Raw genomic sequence first — 18,569 nt, 5'->3', positions numbered from 1 at the left:
TCCTCCGTCGTCGTCATCCGGCCCTCGGGCCGTGTCCTGGTCCTGCCCCGGTCGTTCTCCCGGGGCCTGCACGGCCGGTCACTCGAAGTCGGCGAGCCAGAGGTCCGGGCCGAACACCTCGTACTGGATGTCCCGGGGCGGGACTCCGCGGGCGACGAGCGCGCTGCGCACGGCCTGCATGAAGGGGAGCGGCCCGCACAGGTAGTACTGCGCGTCGTGCGGCAGCTCCACGGCGCGCAGGTCCATGAACCCCTCGTACTCGTTCTCGGCGCGCTCGCCGGCCGCCCGCGGCTGCTCGAACCAGGCCTTCAGGGAGCCGTCCTCCAGGGCGGCGAGGTCCTCCTCGATCTGCCCGCGCAGCGCGAACGTCTCCGGGGAGGCGTCCGCGTGCAGGAACTGCACGGTGCGCTGGGAGCCGTCCTTCACCAGGTGCGAGAGCATGCCCGCCATCGGCGTGACGCCGATGCCCGCGCTGGCCAGCACCAGCGGCCGGTCCGAGTACTCCAGGACCACGTCGCCGGAGGGCACCGAGAGCACCACCTCGTCCCCCACCTGCACCGTCTCGTGCAGGAGGGTGGACATCTCGCCGGCCGGCGTGCCGTTGCCGCGCACCCGCTTCACCGCGAAGCGCCGGTGCTGTCCGTCGTCGGCGCGGGTCAGGCTGTACTGCCGGGGCTGCAGCACGCCGTCGGGCATCTCCATCCTGAGGGTCACGTACTGGCCGGGCAGGGACCGCTTCACCTCCCGCTCGTCGACGCGCTCCACCACGAAGGTCGTGACGTCCTCGGTCTCCGGGATCTTCTCGACCACCCGCCAGGTCCGCCAGACGGTCTCGGGGGAGAGCCGGACCGCCTCGTAGAGGCCGCGCTCCTGGTTGATGAGCACGTTGGCCATCAGCCAGTAGACCTCGTCCCAGGCCGCGGCGACCTCCGGGGTCACGGCGTCGCCCAGGACGTCCACGATGGCCCACATGAGGTTGTCGTGCACGATCTGGTACTGGTCCGGGTGCAGCCCCAGGGACACGTGCTTGTGCGCGATGCGGGACAGCAGGTGGTCCGGGAGCTCGGTCGGCTTGTTCACCAGGTAGCCGGCGAAGGCGGCCACGGACCCGGCCAGCGCCTGCTGCTGCCGGCCGTCCGCCTGGTTGCCGCGGTTGAACAGCCCGTCCAGCAGCTCGGGGTGCTCGCCGAACATGTGCGCGTAGAAGCGCCGGGCGATCTCCTGGATGTTCTCCCCGACCACGGGCAGCGTGGCCTTGACGACGGGGTACGAGGTGTCTGACAGCACGGTGGCTCCTTCCGAGTGCCGGCGGCGTCGACGGCACTCTGGTCGCGTTCCGTCAAGCTAGCACCGCGCCCCGGCACGGGACCAGACATGACGCGGCGGTGCGCGGCGCGGGGGTGGGCCAGAATGGGAGGGACGCACCATCCGGGAGAGCCGAAGGGGACCGAACCGACATGACCGAGCAGCAGCAGAGCCTCACGCACGTCCGGGCGGACGGGTCCGCGCACATGGTGGACGTCTCCGACAAGGCCGTGACCACCCGCGAGGCCACCGCGACGGCCACGCTGCGCACCCGCCCCGACGTCGTCGAGCAGGTCTTCGCCGCGGACCTCCCCAAGGGGGACGCCCTGCCGGTGGCCCGGGTGGCCGGCATCATGGCGGCCAAGCGGACCCCGGAGCTCGTCCCGCTGTGCCACCCGCTGCCGATCAGCAAGGTGACCGTGGACTTCGAGCGGCTGGCGGACGGCGTGCGGATCACCGCGACGGTGCGCACGTGCGGGGTGACCGGCGTGGAGATGGAGGCGCTGACCGCGGCCTCGGTGGCCGCCCTGACCCTCTACGACATGATCAAGGCCGTGGACAAGCTGGCCGAGATCGACCGGGGCAGGGTGCTCGCGAAGTCCGGCGGCAAGTCCGGGGACTGGGCGCGGACCGACGGGGACGCCGCATGAGGAGCGCCGCCGTCATCGTCGCCTCCACCCGCGCCGCCGCCGGGGTCTACCAGGACCGGAGCGGGCGGATCGCCGCCGACTGGTTCGGCTCCCACGGCTTCGAGGTCGAAGGTCCGTTCGTGGTGGCCGACGGCGAGGACGTGCGCGCCGAGCTGGAGCGGCTGCTCGTGACCCGGGCCCCCGCGGACCGCCCCCGGGTGGTCGTCACCAGCGGCGGGACCGGCCTCGGCCCGGACGACCTCACCCCCGAGATGACCCGGCCCTTCCTCGACCGCGAGCTGCCCGGCATCATGGAGGCACTGTGGGCGGAGGGCCGGAGGACCACCCCCCTGGCGGTGCTCAGCCGCGGGCACGCCGGGGTCAGCGGCGCCACCTTCGTGGTCAACCTCCCCGGCTCCACCGGCGGGGTCTGGGACGGGCTGAAGGTCCTCGAGCCGATCCTCGACCACGTCTGCGACCAGCTCGAGGGCCACCGCGACCGCGGGCACGACGGCCCCCGCCACGACCCCCGACCGCACGAGGAGACCGACCGATGAGCACACCAGGACCGATCCAGGCGGAGACCGCCGTGGTCGGCGCCTTCGTCACCGAGGAGCCCCTGGACCACGCCCGGGCCGTCGAGGCCGTGCAGGACGAGCGCACCGGCGCCGTGGTCTCCTTCAGCGGTGTCATCCGCGACCACGACGGCGGCCGCCCCGTCACCAGCCTCGACTACACCTGCCACCCCGGCGCGGACCGGGCCGTCCAGGACGTGGCCCGCCGGGTCGCCGAGGAGTTCCCCGGGGTGCGGATCTGGGCCGCCCACCGGGTCGGCCACCTGCGCGTGGGGGACTCCGCCCTGGAGGCCGCCGTGGCCGCCGCCCACCGCAAGCTCGCCTTCGCCGCCTGCGACGCGCTCGTGGACCGGATCAAGACCGAGGTGCCCATCTGGAAGGAGCAGCGGTTCGCGGACGGCTCCACCGAGTGGGTCGGACTGGACGCCTGAGCGCCGTGGACCTCTCCCCGCTCGTCGAGCCCGCCGCGGAGCTCACCGACGCCGAGCTGCGCCGCTACGCCCGCCACCTGACCGTCCCCGAGATCGGCGAGGAGGGCCAGCGGCGGCTCAAGAACGCCCGGGTGCTGTGCGTGGGCGCGGGCGGCCTCGGCTCCCCGGCCCTGCTCTACCTCGCCGCCGCGGGCGTCGGGACCCTCGGTGTCGTCGACGACGACGACGTGGACGCCTCCAACCTGCAGCGCCAGGTGATCCACGGCGAGGGGACCCTCGGGGCGCCCAAGACCGCCTCGGCCGCCGCGCGGATCGCCGACCTCAACCCGCTGGTGCGCGTCGTGGAGCACCGCGAGCGGCTCACCGCGGAGAGTGCGGAGGAGGTCCTCGCCGGGTACGACCTCGTCCTGGACGGCACGGACAACTTCGAGACCCGCTACCTCGTCTCCGACGCGTGCGAGCTGGCCGGTGTCCCGCACGTGTGGGGCTCGATCCTGCGCTTCGACGGCCAGTACTCGGTGTTCTGGGGCGCGCACGGGCCCACCTACCGCGACCTCTACACCGTGCCCCCGGCGCCGGGCACGGTGCCCAGCTGCGCCGAGGCCGGGGTGCTCGGCGTGCTGCCGGGACTGCTGGGCACCGCCATGGCGGTCGAGGCCGTCAAGCTGGTCACCGGGATCGGCACCACGATGCTCGGCCGGGTCGCCACCTACGACGCCCTCTCGGCGCGCTGGTGGGAGATCCCGCTGGTGCCCACGCCGGGCCGCGCGCCCGTGACCACCCTGGCGTCGGCCGGCGACAGCGCCCCCGCCTGCCCGGCGCCCGGCCCGCAGCCGGGAGGCGTCCCCACCGTGACGGCCCCCGAGCTCGCGGAGCTGCTGGCGGCACGGGAGCGCGGCGCCGCGGACTTCGAGCTCGTCGACGTCCGGGAGCCCTACGAGGCCCGGCTCGCGGCGATCCCCGGGGCACGGCTGCTCCCGCTGGACCAGTTCGAGTCCGGGGAGGCCCTCGCCCGGATCGCCCCGGGCCGCCGGGTGCTGCTGCACTGCAAGGCCGGGGCGCGCTCCGAACGGGCCCTGCACCTCCTGCGCGCCGCGGGCCGCACCGACGTCGCGCACCTCGAGGGCGGGGTGCTGGCGTGGATCGAGCAGGTGGACCCGTCCCAGCAGGCCTACTGACCCGGTCCGCCGAGGCCCGCTCGCGGGTCCTCGCCGGAGCGCTGCGGAGGGGGGGCGCGAGCGGGCCCGGCGGGCAGGACGTAGGCTGATCGTCTCCCTGCCGCCGACCGATGGACACCGCATGCCCCCGCCGCACCCCCGACCCGCCGCCGGCCCCGGACGCGCCGAGGAGGCCGCGGCGGCCCTGCGCGCCGGCACCCCGGGCGCCCTGGACCAGGCCCTGGGCGTGGCCCGGGCGCTCGGCGAGGAGCTCCCCCTGCCCGGCGCCGGCCGCACCGGACAGCTGTGGCGGCGGCTCGCCGAGCTCGCCCGGCTCGACCTGTCCCTCGCCCGCGTGGTCGAGCCGCACCTGGACGCCCTCGCGATCCTGCACCAGGCGGGACTCGAGGAGCTCGCCGGTCCGCCCGCCGCCTGGGGCGTCTGGGCCGCCGAGGCCCCCGGTCACGAGCTCGTGGCCCGCCACGGGACCGGCGGGTGGGAGCTCACGGGCACCAAGGCGTGGTGCTCGCTCGCCGCGCACCTCGACCGGGCCGTGGTCACCGCGAGCACCGGCGGAGGCCGCCGCCGGGCCTTCGCCGTGGACCTCGCCCACCCCGGGGTCGTCCCCGGGAGCACCGAGGACTGGCGGCCGGCCGGGCTGCGGGACGTGCCGACCGGCGCCGTGCGGTGCACGGCGGTGCCGGCCGTGCCGGTCGGCGAGGACGGGTGGTACCTGGAGCGCCCCGGCTTCGCCTGGGGCGGGATCGGCGTGGCCGCGTGCTGGTACGGCGGCGCGGCCGGGGTGGCCGACGTCCTGTGGGGAGACGCCGTGCGGCGCCGGGCCCCGGACGTGCGGCCGCTGGACCAGGTGGGGCACGCGGCGCTCGGCGTCGTCGACACCCTCCTGCACTCCGCCCGCACGGCCCTGCGCTCGGCGGCGGAGCAGGTCGACGCCGGCCGGGCCGGCGGGGAGCGCGGCGCGGTCCTGGCCCTGCGCACCCGCCGCGTCGTCGCCCGGACGGCGGAGGCCGTGACCGCGGAGGTCTCGGCCGCCACCGGGCCGGGCCCGCTCACCGGCGCGCCCGAGCACGTCCGCCGGGTGAGCGCCCTGCAGGTGTACGTCCGGCAGGAGCACGCGCAGCGGGACGCCGCGGCACTGGGCCGGGCCCTGCTCGAGGGCGCGGCGGGGGACCGCCCGTGGTGACGTTCGACCACCGGGACCCCGGCACCCCCGAGGCGGTGTGGGCGCGGGCGCCGCGCCTGCACGCCGCGCGCCCGCTCGAGCTCGACGGGATCGACCGCCTCGTGGTCCTCGCCGCCCACCCGGACGACGAGAGCCTCGGCGCGGGCGGCCTGATCTCCCTCGCGGCCCGGGCGGGCGCCCGGGTGCGGGTGGTCGTGGCGACCCTGGGCGAGCAGTCGCACCCGCGCTCGCCGACCCGGACCCCCGCCGACCTCGCCCGGGTGCGCCGGACCGAGGCCTCCGCCGCCACGGACCGGCTCGCCGACGGCGTGGTCCCCGAGCTCCTGGGGCTGCCCGACGGGGCCCTGGCGTCGGTGGGGGAGGCGCTGCGCGCCCCCGTGGCCGAGGCCGCGGCGTGGGCCGCCGCGGGGCGGCGTGGCGTGCTGGCCGCCCCGTGGGGCGACGACGGGCACGTCGACCACGAGGTGCTGGGCCGGGCCGCCCGGGCGGCCGCCTCCGTCCACGGCGTCGAGTGCCTCGAGTACCCCGTCTGGCTGTGGCACTGGGGCGGGCCCGAGGACCTGCCCCCGCACGGGATCCGGGTCCTCGCCCTGGACGCCCCCGCGTGCGCGGCCAAGGAGCAGGCCCTGGCCGCGCACGCCTCGCAGGTCCTGCCGCTGTCCCCGGCCCCGGGCGACGAGGCCCTCCTGGGCCCCCACGTGCTGGCCCGGTTCCGCCGCCCGACCGAGCACTTCTTCGTGCTCCCGCCCGCAGGGCAGGCCCCGGACGCCGCCGCCGTGTTCGACGACGTCCACCGCGGCGCCGAGGACCCCTGGGACGTCGACTCATCCTGGTACGAGCGGCGCAAGCGCGCCGTGACCCTCGCCGCGCTGCCGCGCCCCCGGTACCGCCGGGTCCTGGAGGCGGGGTGCTCCCTCGGCGCCCTCACCGCCGAGCTCGCGGACCGGGCGGAGTCCGTGCTGGCCGTGGACGCGAGCGGGGTGGCGGTCGAGCGCGCCCGGCAGCGGCTGGCGGAGCTCCCCGGCGTGCAGGTGGAGCAGCGCAGGCTGCCCGGGCAGTGGCCGCCCGGGCGGTTCGACCTCGTGGTGGTCTCCGAGACCGGCTACTTCCTCGACGCCGCGCAGCTGGGCGGGCTCCTCGACCGCGTGGCCGGGTCCCTCGAGCCGGACGGCCACCTCCTGCTGTGCCACTGGCGCCACCCGATCGAGGGCTGGCCCCTCGACGGGGCCGACGTGCACGCCGCCGTGCACGCGGACGCCCGCTTCGGGCCCCTGCTGCGCCACACGGAGCGCGACTTCCTGCTGGAGGTCTTCGAGCCCGTGGGGCCGCAGACCGCCGGCGCGGGCACGTGCTGACCGGGGTGGAGCGGGTGGTCGTGGTGGTGCCGGTCCGGAACGAGGAGCGGCTGCTCGGCCGGTGCCTGGCCACGGTGCAGCACGCCGCCGCCCGGGCGCGGGCGGCCCGGCCCCCGGTGCAGGTGGACGTCGTCGTGGCCCTGGACCGCTGCACCGACGGCAGCGCCCGGATCGCCGCGGCGGCGGGGGCGGACGTCGTCGCCGGGTCCTGGGGCACCGCGGGGGCGGCCCGGGCCGCCGCGGTGGCCGCCGCGGGAGCCGCCGGGGCGCGCACCTGGATCGTGTCGACCGACGCCGACAGTGCGGTGCCCGCGCACTGGCTCACCGGCCACCTGGACGCGGCCGGGCGCGGGGCGGAGCTGCTCCTGGGCACCGTGGAGCCCGACCCCGGGGACCTGGCCGCGGGTCTCCTGGCGCGCTGGCACGCCCGGCACCGGCTGGAGGAGGGGCACCCCCACGTGCACGCGGCGAACCTGGGCGTGCGCGCCGACGTGTACGCCGCGTGCGGGGGCTTCCCGGCCCTGCCGCACGGCGAGGACGTCGGGCTGGCGGAGGCGGCGCGGGCGCGCGGGCACCGGGTGCTCGCCACGGACCGGGTGCGGGTGCTGACCTCGGGCCGGAGCACCGGCCGGGTCGAGCGGGGATTCGCCGGCTATCTGCGGGCGCTGGCGGGGGAGCCGCAGGGCCTCGGCGCGGGGCAGGGCTGAGCGCACGGGCCGGACCCGGCTACGCGGGGAGCGGACAGCCCTGGCCAGGGACCGGCCCCGTCTGCCTACGGTGGGGCCGTACCGTTGCCGACGAGAGGAACCACCCGTGTCCGAGAACAGCCTGTCCGCCAGCCGCGTCATCGACGCCCCCGCCGACGCCATCTTCGACGTCCTCAGCCTGCCTTCGCGCCACCGGCAGATCGACGGCTCCGGCACGGTCGTCTCCGGCGACGACCAGCGCATCCAGAAGGTCGGCCAGGTGTTCGTGATGAACATGAACGGCGAGCACATGGGCGGCGACTACGTCATGGAGAACACCGTCTCCGGCTACGACGAGAACAAGCTCCTCGCCTGGAAGCCCAAGCCGCAGGGCGCCGAGCTGGAGGGCTGGGAGTGGATCTGGGAGCTCGAGCCCCAGGGCCCCGGCGCCACGCTGGTCACCGAGACCTACTCGTGGGAGCACGCGACCCCGGAGGCCAAGAAGGCCGTGTCCTTCCCGCTCTTCGAGGAGGGCGCCCTGGAGCACTCCCTCGAGCGGCTCGCGGCGGCCGTCTCCGAGAAGTGAGCACCTGAGCCGCCGAGACGGGACGGAGCCCGGTCACCCGTGGTGACCGGGCTCCGCCGTGCCCGCGGTCACCGCCGGCGGGCGGCGCGGACGGAGGCCGCTGCGGGATCGACCCACAGGATCTCCCACTGGTGGCCGTCGGGGTCCCGGAAGCAGCGCGAGCGCAGGAAGCCGTAGTCCTGGGCGTCGCCCTCTGTCCCGCCGGCGCGGACGGCGCGGTCGACGATGACGTCGATCTCGTCCGGGGAGTCGACGCTGAGCGCGTTGACCACGGAGGCGTCGGCCGGGGTGCCGGGGGTCCCGGGCCCCACCAGGCGCAGGTGGCGGTCCTCGCTCAGGACCATGACGTGCTCGTCCTCGCGGATCTCGACGGTCCCGGCGCCGGTGCCCTCGAACGCGGGGTGCAGCCGCCAGCCGAGACAGGAGTAGAACCGTTTCGATCGCTCCAGGTCCGAGACGGGAAGGGTGATGAAGTCTGTCGGTGCCATGGTGCTCCCCTTCGTGGTGCGGCGGGACCCGCCCTCAGCATGGCCCCGGACCGGCGGGGCCGCAACGGTGTGACGGGATCCTCGCCCGCATGTCAGGACGGCATCGGAACGGCATCGGAACGGCATCGGTGCGGAGCCGGAATGGGTGCGGGCGCCCCGGGGTTGGAACGGGCATGCGAGTCATCGGAGTCGAGACGTTCGGAGGGCCCGAGGTCCTCGCCGTCCACGAGGTGCCGGACCCCCACCCCGGCCCCGGAGAGGTGCGGATCCGGGTCAGGGCGGCCGCCGTCAGCCCCACGGACACCCTGCTGCGCGCGGGCGGTCAGCCCGTGGAGCACCTGCGGCCGCCGTACGTGCCGGGGATGGACGCGGCCGGGGTCGTCGACGAGGTGGGGGAGGGCAGCGCCTGGCGGGTGGGGGACGCGGTCATGGCCATCGCCCTGCCGCGCGGGGAGCACGGGGGCGCCTACGCGGAGCTCCTGGTCGCCCCCGACGACTCGATCGCCCGCCTCCCGGCGGACACGGACTTCGCCACGGCCGCCACGCTGCCCATGAACGGGCTCACGGCCCTGCAGGTCCTCGAGGTGCTGGACCTCCAGCCCGAGCAGTCCCTGGCCGTCACCGGGGCCGCCGGGACCCTCGGCAACTACGTGGTGGAGCTCGCCAAGCACGAGGGCCTCACCGTGATCGCGGACGCCGCGGAGCAGGATCTGGAGCTCGTCGACAGTCTCGGCGCCGACCACGTGGTGGCGCGCGGGGACGACGTCGCCGAGCGGATCCGGGAGTTCTTCCCCGACGGGGTCGACGCCCTCGTGGACGCCGCCGTGCTGAGCGAGAAGGCGGCCCCTGCCGTCCGGGACGGCGGAGGGTTCGCGACCGTGCGGCACTGGACGGGGGACCCGGGCCGGGGGATCACCGTGCACCGGATCAGCGTGCCCCAGGAGTACCACTCGGGCGCGAAGCTGGACCGGCTGCGCCGGTACGTGGAGGAGGGGGTGCTCTCCCTGCGCGTGGCCGCCGTCCTGCCCGCCGCGGACGCCGCCGAGGCGCACCGCCGGCTCGAGGCCGGGGGCGTGCGGGGGCGGCTCGTCCTCGAGTTCTGACCCGCCCCGGTCCCGGAAGCGGTCCTAGAAGTGCGAGCGGTACTGGTGGTCGATGCCGACCTGGTCCACCTTCCGATGGAAGCGCATCCCGGCCAGGCCGCCGAGGACCGCCGCGAGCAGCGGGATCAGGACGGCGACCACCAGGGCGATGATGCCGCCCGTGGTCAGGGCGCCCTCGCCGATGGGGATGCGGGGGAAGCTGTTGAGCTCGCGCAGCACGTTGAACTGCTCGCCCGCCACCGCGCCCAGGACCGCCAGGACGATCGCGATGAGGACCGCCCACACCCACACGGCGACCCCCTGCTTGGCGCCGTCGAACCGGGCCATCCGCCCGGCCACGTAGCCCCCGGCGAAGTAGGCGACGAAGAGGACCAGGGCCAGGGCGATGCCGCTGACGAGGCCCACGGTGCCGGCGTCCTGCGCCACCTGCTCCGCGATCTCGCCCGGGTCCGAGCTGGTCGCCACCCCCACGCCCGCGCCGATCGCACCGAGCAGGGCGGTGAGCAGCACGGCGATGCCCGTGGCGGTCATCCAGCCGAAGAACGCGGAGCCGAACTTCACGCCCCCGAACTCCCGCTTCTCCGCGGCGACCACCTCCTGCCGCCGCCCCCGCGGGGTGGAGGCGCCCGGCCGGTCCTTCCCGGGCTCCCGGGGATCCTCCGGGACGGTCGATCCTGACGGGTCCTGGTGTGCCATGACGCTCTCCTCGTCTCCGACCATCAGCTTGCTCAAGAGCTTCCTCTCCTCGGTCGCGGTCCGCAACGGCTCCGGCCGGGGGTGTGCGCCGCGTCACCGCCGGGAATAGGCTGGTGCCCCCGGGCCGTCCCGCACGGCGGTCCGCGCTCTGCACGGAGGGAAGGCGACGACCATGGAGCACGCTCCCGACTTCGAGCCCCGCACGGCCGTGGTGACCGGCTCCGACTCCGGCATCGGGCGTGCGACCGCCGTGGCGCTCGCGGCGGCCGGCATGGACGTGGGGATCACCTGGCACCGGGACGAGGAGGGTGCCGAGCGGACGGCGGAGGAGGTCCGGTCCTACGACCGCCGGGCCGTGGTGGCGCGGCTGGACACCACGGAGCCGGAGCGCTGCGGCGCCGTCGTCGACGGCCTCGTGGAGGGCCTGGGCGGCCTGGACGTGTTCGTGCACAACTCGGGCACGGGGGCGAACGTCCCGTTCCTGGAGACGTCCCTGGGCACGTGGCGCAAGGTGCTCGCCACCGATCTCGACGGCGCGTTCGTGTGCCTCCAGGCGGCGGCGCGGCATCTGGTGGCCGCCGGACGGGGCGGGCGGCTGATCGCCGTCACGAGCGTCCACGAGCACGTGCCCCGGGTCGGCTCGAGCGCCTACGACGCCGCCAAGCACGGCCTCGGAGGACTCGTGAAGACCATCGCGCTCGAGCTGGGGGAGCACGGGATCACCGCGAACTCGGTGGCCCCGGGGGAGATCGCCACCCCCATGACGGGGCAGGAGGACGAGAACCCGAGGGCCGCCCACCGTCCCGGCGTGCCGCTGGGCCGGCCCGGGGACGCCCGCGAGGTCGCCGCGGTCATCGCGTTCCTCGCGTCCCCGGCCTCCGCCTACGTCACCGGGGCGTCCTGGGTCGTCGACGGCGGCATGGTGCAGATGGGACCGCAGGCGGGCTCGCACCTGACGAGCGACGAGTGGCGGAAGGGGTAGCCGCTCCCGCACGCACGCGGCCCCGGTCCCTCCGCGGGAGCGGAGCAGTGCCCGCCGGAGGGGCCCTCAGCGGTCGAAGTGGGTGGTGGCCGGGCCCTGCCCGACGGTCGCGACCAGCTCCGCGGCCAGGTCGCGCAGCTTGACGTTGCGGTGGCTGGAGGCGGACCGGAGGATGTCGAAGGCCTGCTCCTGGGTGCAGCGGTTCTGGCCCATGACGATGCCCACGGCGAGATCGATGGTGGTGCGCGAGGCCATGGCCGCCTTCAGGTCCGCCTCGGCGTCCCGGTGCTTCTCCATCCGCACGGCCAGGCGCAGCGCGCTGGAGGCGGAGGCCACCTCGCGCTGGATGACCTCGATCGTCGCCCGGTCGAACTTGTGCGGACGGTCGGCGTAGACGTCCAGGGCCGCCGAGGCTTCGCCGGCGAGGTCCAGGGGCACCCCCAGGGCGGAGAGGATGCCGTGGGCGGCGGCGGCCCGGCCGTACTCGGGCCACCGGGGATCGGAACGGGTGTCCGGGACGTGGACCAGCCGGTTCTCGCGGGACGCCGTGAGGCACGGCCCGTCGCCGTAGTGGTACTGGATCTCGTCCAGGGCCTCGGCCGCGGGGCTCGAGGAGGCCACGGTGGAGGACCGCTTCGGCCGGAGCAGGGTGACCGCGCACCACACCTCGTCCCCGTCGGTGGACAGGGCCTGGGCGATGCGGCCCGAGAGGGCGTCGAGGAAGGACGCGATGTCCTCGCTCTCGAGCAGCAGCTCGTGCGGGGACGCCCCCGCCGGGCCGCCCGTCTGGTGCTCCGTCATGGTTCTCCTCCGGTGCTCGCGGCAGGCACGCGGTCCCGGTTGCCCGGGGGCCGTGCCGTCGCGGTGTCTCCGACGTGTCAGGGTCCATCATGCCGTGTTCCCGGGCCGTCGGTCCCGGCCCCGGGCCGACCGGGACGGGAGACGGGGCCGGGCGGGCTTAGAGTGGGGGCCGCAACCTCCGCCTGCGTCCGCTCCGGCACGCACCGACCCGAGAACTGAGGCCCTGGTGAGCGTTCCGTCCGCCGCCGTCGCGTCCCGCACCGGACGCTCGACGGCGCTGACCGGCCTGGTGTGGCTGCTGCTGGCGGGCGTGCTGGTGCGGTCCGTGTGGCTGGTCCTCGACAGCAGCATCGACCTGGACGTCTACCGGCTCGGCGGGATGGCCGTGGTGGACCGGCACGGCTTCGACGACGAGCTCTACGGCCCCGGGCTCAGCCCGGACGGCGACGGCGGGCTGCCGTTCACCTACCCCCCGTTCGCGGCGCTGCTGTTCGTGCCGCTCGCCTTCCTCCCCGAACGGCTCACCGAGCTCGCCCTGGGTCTCGCCTCGATGGGCGTCGCCGCGGTCCTCTCGGCCGTGCTCCTGCGCCGGGCGGCCGCCCACGGCCGGCCGCTGCCCCTGCAGGCCCTGCTGGGCCCCGCCACCGCCGTGGCCGCCGGCACCGCCGTGCTGCTGTGGTCGGGGCCGTGGATGCGCAACGTGGGTCTCGGGCAGATCAACGCGCTGCTCATGGCCCTGGTGCTCTACGACCTGCTGCGCACCCGCGACGACACCCTGCTGGGCCGGATCCCGCGCGGGTTCTGGATCGGCCTGGCCGCCGGCATCAAGCTGACCCCCCTCGCGTTCGGGCTGGTGTTCCTCGTGCGCGGACAGCTGCGGCCGATCCTCACGATGGGCCTCACCTTCGCCGCGACCGTGGTGATCGGGTTCCTGGCGCTGCCGCGGGACGCGGTCGTGTTCTGGACCGAGGCCGTGCTCAGCGACGAGCGCGTCGGCGACACCGCGTACGTCGACAACACCTCGCTGCAGGGGGTGCTCCTCCACCTCGGCGTCCCCGGGGAGCCGGAGCCCCTGCTGCGCGGGGTCCTGCTCCTCGCCGCGGTCGTGGGCGTCGCCCTGCTGATCCGGGTCCTCGCCGCCCGGGGGATGATCCTCTCCGTGGTGGCGGTCAACGCCCTCCTCATGCTCTACCTGTCCCCGGTCACCTGGTCCCACCACCACGTGTGGTGGGGGCTCGTGTGCACGGCGCTGTGGGTCGAGGCGTGGCCGGCGTTCCTCCGGGACGGTCCGCGCCGGCTCGCCCTGGTGCTGGGCGGGGTCGCGCTGGTGGGCCTGTACGTCGGGCCGATCCGCTGGGACGCGTGGCTGAGGCCGGTGGGGGTCCCCGGGCCGGCGATCGACGCCGTGGCCGCGCTGCCCTATCTCGCCCTGTTCCTGCTCCTGGGCCTGTGGGTGGTCACCGGGCTGCGGGCCGGGGCCCGGGAGAACCGCGGGGCCGGTCGTGGCTGAGCCCGGCGGCTGGACCGGCTACGACCGCGGCAGCCGGGGCTACCGCCGGGTGCTGCTGGCGCTGCTGTGCGCCGGCGTGGCGACGTTCGCCCAGCTCTACTCCGTGCAGGGCGTGCTGCCCCTCCTGGCCGCGGACCTCGGGATCGACGCCGCGCGGGCCTCCCTGGGCGTCTCCGCCGCGACCTTCGGCCTCGCCGTGGGCGTCCTGCCGTGGTCCGTGGTCTCCGACCGGTGGGGCCGGCTGCGGACCATGGTCATGGCCGTCGTCTCCGCCACGGTCCTGGGGCTCGTCATGCCCCTGGCGCCGAGCTTCGAGGCCGTGGTGGCGCTGCGCTTCGCGGAGGGCATCGCCCTGGGCGGGATCCCCGCCGTGGCCATGGCCTACCTCGCGGAGGAGCTCGACCGCCGGCACGCCGCCGTGGCCGCCGGCACCTACGTGGCGGGCACCAGCCTGGGCGGCCTCGCCGGGCGCATCATCGCCGCACCCGTGGGCGACGCGTTCGGCTGGCGGACCGGCACGATCACCGTGAGCGTGCTCGCCGCGCTCGCCGCCGTGGTCTTCGTCCTCATCGCCCCGCGCCAGCGCGGGTTCGTGCGCCAGACCGTCCGGCTCACCGGGCCGGCCGGGCTGCTCGGGCGGCTGGGGGCGAATCTGGCGGACCGCGGTCTGCTGGTGCTCTACCTGCAGGGCTTTCTGCTCATGGGCGGGTTCGTGGCGATCTACAACTACCTGGGCTTCCACCTCGGCGAGGAGCCGTTCGGGGTGTCCCAGACCGTGGTGAGCCTCCTGTTCCTCGCCTACCTCTCGGGCACCTGGTCCTCCGGGACGGCCGGCCGGATCGCGGCGGCCCACGGGCGCCGGGTGGTCCTCGCGAGCAGCGGGACCGTGATGCTCGCCGGGCTGCTGGCCACGCTGGTCCCGTCGATCCCCGTGATCGTCGTGGGGCTGCTGCTGTTCACCGCGGGCTTCTTCGCCGCGCACGCCGTGGCGTCCGGGTGGGTCCCGGTTCGCTCCCGCACCGGCAAGGCGCAGGCCTCGTCCCTCTACACGCTCTTCTACTACGCGGGCTCGTCCGTGCTGGGCACGGCCGGCGGGGTCTTCTACACGGTCACCGGCTGGGCCGGGGCCGTCGGCTTCGTGGCGGCCCTCGTGGTCCTCGCCGTGCTGCTGGTGCTCCTGGTCCTCCGGGAGCCCGAGCCGGCCTGAGCGCTCCGCGCCGGCGGAGCCGGGCTCAGTCCTCCGTGCCGCCCCACCGCAGGGGGAGCACCTCGAAGGAGCTCGCGAGCGGCACCCCGAGCCGCTCGCCCACGGCGGCGGCGTTGCCCCGCAGGAAGGCGTCCGGGTCGAAGTCGGTCCAGCCCAGGCCCTCGAGGTAGGCGCCGTGCGCGCGCAGGGACTCCACGCCGGCGTCGAAGGTCTCCGTGACGTCCGCCGCGTGCCGGGAGTCGGGCGAGGCCGCCGCCCATACCGCCAGCACGTCGGGCCACGGCTGCAGGCCCGCCTCGACCTGCTCCGGGAAGACCCACCGGTTGCCGGCGTCCCGCACGGCGTCCAGGGTGGCCCGGCCCGTGGCGATGTGGTCGGCCTGGTTCAGGTTGGTGGCGCCGTCCCAGGTGTCGCGGAAGTTGTTGGTGATGACCACGTCCGGGCGGTGCCGGCGGACCACCTCCGCGATCCGGCGCCGCAGCGCCACCCCGTACTCGAGCACCCCGTCCGGCAGGTGCAGGAACTCCACCTGCTCCACGCCCACGACCCGGCAGGACTCCCGCTGCTCCGCCTCCCGCAGCGGACCGCACTGCTGCGGCTCGAGGCCGTCGATGCCGGCCTCGCCGCTGGTGACGAGGCAGTACACCACGTCCTTGCCCTGTCCGGTCCAGCGGGCCACGGCCGCGGCGGCGCCGAACTCCATGTCGTCCGGGTGCGCCACCACCACCAGGGCGCGCTGCCAGTTCTCGTCGACGTGCGTGAGCGGGGTCTCGGTCATGGTCCCCATCATGGCCCCGCCGCCGGGGACCGGCAACGGCGGCTCGCCCGGCGTCGACGGTCCGGCAGGCCGCCCCGGCCCCCGGGCGAGCGCTGCGCCGCTCAGCGGCCGGCGGCGGCGGGCACCAGCGGCAGCGCCTCCGTCGGGGCCTCCGCCGGGGACGTCTGCTCCCCGGCCGGGAACTGCTCCGCCACGCCGCCGGCGCCGTGGTCCCGCTCCGCGTCCCTGTCCGCCTCCGCGCTCTCGTCCGTGGGTCGGGCGCGGTCCCGGACGGCGCCCACGAGCTGCCACAGCGCGTAGCCGAACAGCGCCGCGGCGACCAGCACGATCCCGCTGCGCTTCTGCTCCGCGTCCAGGAGGGTGGCGGCGTAGCCGGCCCAGGGCACGTGGTACTTCACCAGGCCGCGCAGCTGGGTGGCGGTGACCGGCTCCGCGTCCGGGGCGGCGTTGGCGTCGCCCTGCGTCGTGAAGCTGCGCCGCCCCTCTCCGTCCACCGCGACGCCCACGATCCGGTGGGTCACGAGGGTCGGGTCGTCCGGACGGGGCATGAACGTCACGACGTCCCCGGTGCTCAGTCCCGCGGCGTCGTCCTCGCCCTCGAGCGGGGCGACCACGACCTGGCTGCCGGTCGGGACGGTCGGCTCCATCGAGCCGGAGAGCACCGTCAGGGGCACCCAGCCGAGCGCGAGCGGGAGGACGACGACGGCGAGCAGCAGCGCGGCCACCGCGGCCAGGGCGAGCACGAGCAGCGGGTGGAGGGTCTTGCGGAGCACGGTGGTCATGACGGGAGTCCTTCACAGTTCATCTTGCCGCTTCCGCCGGGCGTCTTGAGCTTCCACGCGTAGGCGCTGTCCGCGTGGGACGCGGGCCCCGTGGCGAACACTGCCCGCACGAGGGTCTCGTAGTCCTGGCTGGGCCGGTTGTCCGATGAGGCCGGCAGCTCGGAGACGGCCACGTGAACCGTCCGTGCCGCTCCGCCCGAGACGGTCTTCACCCGAGTGGGCGCCGCCGTGGTGCCCAGCGGGCGCATCCAGATCTCCCATGCGGTGACGGCCGGAGCATCGGCGCCACCGGACCAGGTCCACCGGAGCAGCGCGGCTGGCCCGTCAACGCTGCACTGTCCCGCCGCCGGGCGGGGAGGAGCGGTCGTCGGCTGCTCCTCGGCCGGCATCTTCAGGACGAGCGGCACTGTCCACGGGCGGGTCGCGGGCCAGGCACCCTCCTCGAGCGAGGCGGCCTCCACCTGCGTCACGACCCGCAGTTCCTGCTCGTTCAGCGCACGCAGCGCGGCGACCGGAACGGCCTCGGTCGAGACGGTCAGGCACAGCCCGGCAGGCCGGTCGTGCTCCAGGGACGCCCGCGTCCCGCCGTCGACGCGGGCCGGGGCGGATCCTCCGGGTGCGGTGGCGGTCCACTCGGCCGGCGCCGCGCCGTCGTCGCAGGCCGCGCCGGTGCGGTACGCGAAGCGCATGCCCGCCGGCGCGGCCACGGACCGCCCGGCGGAGTCCACCAGGGAGACCTGCACCGGCCGGTACCGGACGTCGAAGCCGGACGTGCTGGTCAGGGTCGCGGCGCCTCCGGCGCCCTCGACCGCGGCGATCTCGAAGCCGATCCGGCCCGTGGTCATGGTGGGCACCTCGGCGAGGGCGGTGGCGGACCAGCGGGCGTGGGTCCCGCCGTTCGGGGTCGTGAGCACGATGACGGCGAGCAGGACGAGGACGCCGAGCACGTAGGCCGTGGGAGTGCGGTACTGGCTCATGGGAGCTCCTGGGGGAGGGGGGTCAGTGCTGGGTGAGGGCGACCGTGAGCGGGCCCGGCGTGACGGTCGTGCCCTGGGCGGCGGGGTCCGGGGACACCTCGTAGGAGACGGTGACGTCGTAGACCGCGCCGTCGTGGGCCGAGGTCACCGTCCAGGAGGACGGCCCGGGCTGCGGCGGCGCGCCGGAGACCGGCACGAGCTCGACGCGGGGGACGACCGCGCCGCCGGCCGGCACGCCGGGATCGACCGTGAGGGTCGCGGCGAGGTTCGCGCCCTCGACGTCGAGGACCGCGCGGGTCGTGACGACGACCGTGTCGCCGGGGGCCAGCGCGGACAGGGCGTCCGCCGCTCCGGTGAGGTCGGTGGTTCCGCGCCGGAGGGCACCGGTCGTGGGATCGACGTCGGTGCGGTGGAGGGTCGCCCGCGCGGGCTCCAGCGCCACGTCGAGGGTGCCGGTGCTGACGGCCTGCGTCTCGAGCGGTGCCGTGTCGGACCACCGGGCGGCCGTTCCGAGGCTGTTGCCCAGCAGGGTCAGCGCCAGGAGCGCGGCCGCGGCGGCGGCGAGGGCGCGGCCGGCGGTCGAGGGGCGGAAGCGGGGAGTGCGCGTCATGGGGGCCTCTGGGGGTGAGACGGAGCGAGACGGGGGCGGGGCACCCCGGTGCGACATCGTCGCTACACCGGGGTGCCGTGGGGCCGGTCGGCCCCGGGTCGTCACTGCTGGGCGAGGACGAGCTTGGTGCCGCTCAGCGACTTGGACACGTTCTCGCCGTCGCTGCCGGTGGTCATGTCCGCCTTCCAGGTGAACGTGGCGACGGCCGTCACGGTGTCCCCGTTGTCGTCCTTGGTGACCGGGAACGAGTTCTGGGCCGACTTCTCGTCGCTGGCCAGCGTCACGTCGTAGGACACGTAGCCGGCCTTCTCGAGCGCGTCGATCTCCTGCTGCAGCTGTGCGGGGAGCTGCAGCTCGAGGGACCCCTTCAGGTTGGCGCCCACCGCGATCACCGTGGTGGAGGCGTGGAGCTGGACGGTGTCGCCGGGGACGATCTTGTAGACGGCCGGGTTGATGCCCTTCCCGGCGCCATCCGTCCAGGACACCGTGGTGTTCTTCATCGAGAGCTCACCGGCCGTGATGCTGTCGGCGGAAGCAATGGCCTGCTCCTCGGACCACTTGGCGAAGGTCCCGCCGCCGGCGGCGAGGAGGCCGACGGCCACGGCGCCGGCCAGGACGGCCTTGCCGGCGCGCCGGTTCCGGCCGGCCTTCGCGGTGGACTCGGACAGGGGGGTCTGCGCTGCAGTGTTCATGGTTCCGCCTTCGAG

The 18,569-nt window shown here is 75.5% G+C and carries 21 protein-coding genes; 12 read left to right on the top strand and 9 right to left on the bottom strand.

Going from position 1 to position 18,569, the window contains the following annotated elements; all coding sequences use genetic code 11:
• Positions 1–78: 78 nt before the first annotated feature.
• On the bottom strand, positions 79–1,287 hold the full coding sequence (locus EQG70_RS14790) for a globin domain-containing protein (RefSeq protein WP_035925871.1): 1,209 nt from the start codon (positions 1,285–1,287) through the stop codon (positions 79–81).
• A gap of 170 nt (positions 1,288–1,457) precedes the next feature.
• On the opposite strand from EQG70_RS14790, the gene moaC reads away from it, so the two are divergent.
• From moaC to EQG70_RS14750, 8 genes are all read left to right on the top strand, one after another.
• The gene (moaC, locus tag EQG70_RS14785; RefSeq protein ID WP_109268607.1) at positions 1,458–1,955 is read left to right on the top strand and encodes a cyclic pyranopterin monophosphate synthase MoaC; all 498 of its coding nucleotides are present in this window, start codon (positions 1,458–1,460) and stop codon (positions 1,953–1,955) included.
• A complete protein-coding gene (locus tag EQG70_RS14780) occupies positions 1,952–2,491 on the top strand; it encodes a MogA/MoaB family molybdenum cofactor biosynthesis protein (protein ID WP_035925874.1) in 540 nt (179 codons plus the stop codon). Before moaC ends, EQG70_RS14780 begins: the two co-directional genes overlap by 4 nt.
• Positions 2,488–2,940, top strand: coding sequence for a molybdenum cofactor biosynthesis protein MoaE (locus EQG70_RS14775; RefSeq protein WP_035925876.1), 453 nt, complete (start codon positions 2,488–2,490; stop codon positions 2,938–2,940). The genes EQG70_RS14780 and EQG70_RS14775 overlap by 4 nt, the downstream gene beginning before the upstream one ends.
• A 5-nt stretch (positions 2,941–2,945) precedes the next feature.
• A complete protein-coding gene (gene moeB, locus EQG70_RS14770) occupies positions 2,946–4,118 on the top strand; it encodes a molybdopterin-synthase adenylyltransferase MoeB (protein ID WP_109268608.1) in 1,173 nt (390 codons plus the stop codon).
• A gap of 121 nt (positions 4,119–4,239) precedes the next feature.
• The gene (locus EQG70_RS14765) at positions 4,240–5,301 is read left to right on the top strand and encodes an acyl-CoA dehydrogenase family protein (protein ID WP_126346546.1); all 1,062 of its coding nucleotides are present in this window, start codon (positions 4,240–4,242) and stop codon (positions 5,299–5,301) included.
• Complete coding sequence (locus EQG70_RS14760) at positions 5,298–6,656, top strand: PIG-L family deacetylase (protein WP_232035195.1); 1,359 nt, start codon at positions 5,298–5,300, stop codon at positions 6,654–6,656. The genes EQG70_RS14765 and EQG70_RS14760 overlap by 4 nt, the downstream gene beginning before the upstream one ends.
• Positions 6,650–7,363: a glycosyltransferase gene (locus tag EQG70_RS14755; protein ID WP_109268611.1), complete on the top strand. Its 714-nt coding sequence runs from the start codon at positions 6,650–6,652 to the stop codon at positions 7,361–7,363. Before EQG70_RS14760 ends, EQG70_RS14755 begins: the two co-directional genes overlap by 7 nt.
• Positions 7,364–7,469: 106 nt before the next feature.
• The gene (locus tag EQG70_RS14750) at positions 7,470–7,928 is read left to right on the top strand and encodes an SRPBCC family protein (protein WP_017832116.1); all 459 of its coding nucleotides are present in this window, start codon (positions 7,470–7,472) and stop codon (positions 7,926–7,928) included.
• Positions 7,929–7,996: 68 nt separating this feature from the next.
• Here the strand turns inward: EQG70_RS14750 and EQG70_RS14745 are convergent, their stop codons facing one another.
• Entirely contained in the window at positions 7,997–8,416 is a 420-nt protein-coding gene (locus tag EQG70_RS14745) for a VOC family protein (RefSeq protein ID WP_035925887.1), read from the bottom strand.
• Between the two features lie 173 nt (positions 8,417–8,589).
• Here EQG70_RS14745 and EQG70_RS14740 point away from each other — a divergent pair, with 173 nt between their 5' ends.
• Positions 8,590–9,519, top strand: coding sequence for an NADP-dependent oxidoreductase (locus EQG70_RS14740; RefSeq protein ID WP_109268612.1), 930 nt, complete (start codon positions 8,590–8,592; stop codon positions 9,517–9,519).
• A gap of 24 nt (positions 9,520–9,543) precedes the next feature.
• Here EQG70_RS14740 and EQG70_RS14735 read toward each other — a convergent pair whose 3' ends face one another.
• The gene (locus tag EQG70_RS14735) at positions 9,544–10,215 is read right to left on the bottom strand and encodes a hypothetical protein (RefSeq protein WP_232035194.1); all 672 of its coding nucleotides are present in this window, start codon (positions 10,213–10,215) and stop codon (positions 9,544–9,546) included.
• A 172-nt stretch (positions 10,216–10,387) separates the two neighbouring features.
• On the opposite strand from EQG70_RS14735, the gene EQG70_RS14730 reads away from it, so the two are divergent.
• The gene (locus EQG70_RS14730) at positions 10,388–11,197 is read left to right on the top strand and encodes an SDR family oxidoreductase (protein ID WP_109243716.1); all 810 of its coding nucleotides are present in this window, start codon (positions 10,388–10,390) and stop codon (positions 11,195–11,197) included.
• Positions 11,198–11,263: 66 nt separating this feature from the next.
• Here EQG70_RS14730 and EQG70_RS14725 read toward each other — a convergent pair whose 3' ends face one another.
• A complete protein-coding gene (locus EQG70_RS14725; protein WP_017832111.1) occupies positions 11,264–11,998 on the bottom strand; it encodes a GAF and ANTAR domain-containing protein in 735 nt (244 codons plus the stop codon).
• A 226-nt stretch (positions 11,999–12,224) separates the two neighbouring features.
• Here EQG70_RS14725 and EQG70_RS14720 point away from each other — a divergent pair, with 226 nt between their 5' ends.
• Entirely contained in the window at positions 12,225–13,508 is a 1,284-nt protein-coding gene (locus tag EQG70_RS14720) for a glycosyltransferase 87 family protein (RefSeq protein WP_167508914.1), read from the top strand.
• Complete coding sequence (locus EQG70_RS14715) at positions 13,501–14,715, top strand: MFS transporter (RefSeq protein ID WP_017832109.1); 1,215 nt, start codon at positions 13,501–13,503, stop codon at positions 14,713–14,715. The genes EQG70_RS14720 and EQG70_RS14715 overlap by 8 nt, the downstream gene beginning before the upstream one ends.
• A gap of 25 nt (positions 14,716–14,740) precedes the next feature.
• Here the strand turns inward: EQG70_RS14715 and EQG70_RS14710 are convergent, their stop codons facing one another.
• The 5 genes from EQG70_RS14710 to EQG70_RS14690 form a co-directional block, all read right to left on the bottom strand.
• Positions 14,741–15,493 (bottom strand): PIG-L deacetylase family protein, encoded by a 753-nt coding sequence (locus tag EQG70_RS14710; protein WP_017832108.1) that lies wholly within the window; start codon positions 15,491–15,493, stop codon positions 14,741–14,743.
• Positions 15,494–15,594: 101 nt separating this feature from the next.
• Positions 15,595–16,275: a signal peptidase I gene (locus tag EQG70_RS14705; protein ID WP_109268615.1), complete on the bottom strand. Its 681-nt coding sequence runs from the start codon at positions 16,273–16,275 to the stop codon at positions 15,595–15,597.
• Entirely contained in the window at positions 16,272–17,252 is a 981-nt protein-coding gene (locus tag EQG70_RS14700; RefSeq protein ID WP_017832106.1) for a hypothetical protein, read from the bottom strand. Before EQG70_RS14700 ends, EQG70_RS14705 begins: the two co-directional genes overlap by 4 nt.
• A 22-nt stretch (positions 17,253–17,274) precedes the next feature.
• Positions 17,275–17,862 (bottom strand): hypothetical protein, encoded by a 588-nt coding sequence (locus tag EQG70_RS14695; RefSeq protein ID WP_035925896.1) that lies wholly within the window; start codon positions 17,860–17,862, stop codon positions 17,275–17,277.
• A 101-nt stretch (positions 17,863–17,963) separates the two neighbouring features.
• The gene (locus EQG70_RS14690; RefSeq protein WP_017832104.1) at positions 17,964–18,554 is read right to left on the bottom strand and encodes an alternate-type signal peptide domain-containing protein; all 591 of its coding nucleotides are present in this window, start codon (positions 18,552–18,554) and stop codon (positions 17,964–17,966) included.
• Positions 18,555–18,569: the final 15 nt, after the last annotated feature.

The sequence above is a fragment of the Kocuria rosea genome, from assembly GCF_006094695.1.
Lineage (GTDB): Bacteria > Actinomycetota > Actinomycetes > Actinomycetales > Micrococcaceae > Kocuria > Kocuria rosea.
The sequence above is the reverse complement of the archived record's forward strand: the minus strand, read 5'-3'. Positions and strand labels throughout refer to the sequence as shown.

Bases quoted from the DNA above. Each gene is read 5' to 3' on its own strand.
- EQG70_RS14710 (WP_017832108.1), bottom strand. From the start codon at position 15,493: ATGACCGAGACCCCGCTCACGCACGTCGACGAGAACTGGCAGCGCGCC.
- EQG70_RS14690 (WP_017832104.1), bottom strand. From the start codon at position 18,554: ATGAACACTGCAGCGCAGACCCCCCTGTCCGAGTCCACCGCGAAGGCC.
- EQG70_RS14745 (WP_035925887.1), bottom strand. From the start codon at position 8,416: ATGGCACCGACAGACTTCATCACCCTTCCCGTCTCGGACCTGGAGCGA.
- EQG70_RS14695 (WP_035925896.1), bottom strand. From the start codon at position 17,862: ATGACGCGCACTCCCCGCTTCCGCCCCTCGACCGCCGGCCGCGCCCTC.
- EQG70_RS14740 (WP_109268612.1), top strand. From the start codon at position 8,590: ATGCGAGTCATCGGAGTCGAGACGTTCGGAGGGCCCGAGGTCCTCGCC.
- EQG70_RS14780 (WP_035925874.1), top strand. From the start codon at position 1,952: ATGAGGAGCGCCGCCGTCATCGTCGCCTCCACCCGCGCCGCCGCCGGG.
- EQG70_RS14730 (WP_109243716.1), top strand. From the start codon at position 10,388: ATGGAGCACGCTCCCGACTTCGAGCCCCGCACGGCCGTGGTGACCGGC.
- EQG70_RS14775 (WP_035925876.1), top strand. From the start codon at position 2,488: ATGAGCACACCAGGACCGATCCAGGCGGAGACCGCCGTGGTCGGCGCC.
- EQG70_RS14725 (WP_017832111.1), bottom strand. From the start codon at position 11,998: ATGACGGAGCACCAGACGGGCGGCCCGGCGGGGGCGTCCCCGCACGAG.
- EQG70_RS14735 (WP_232035194.1), bottom strand. From the start codon at position 10,215: ATGGCACACCAGGACCCGTCAGGATCGACCGTCCCGGAGGATCCCCGG.
- moaC (WP_109268607.1), top strand. From the start codon at position 1,458: ATGACCGAGCAGCAGCAGAGCCTCACGCACGTCCGGGCGGACGGGTCC.
- EQG70_RS14700 (WP_017832106.1), bottom strand. From the start codon at position 17,252: ATGAGCCAGTACCGCACTCCCACGGCCTACGTGCTCGGCGTCCTCGTC.
- EQG70_RS14705 (WP_109268615.1), bottom strand. From the start codon at position 16,275: ATGACCACCGTGCTCCGCAAGACCCTCCACCCGCTGCTCGTGCTCGCC.
- EQG70_RS14765 (WP_126346546.1), top strand. From the start codon at position 4,240: ATGCCCCCGCCGCACCCCCGACCCGCCGCCGGCCCCGGACGCGCCGAG.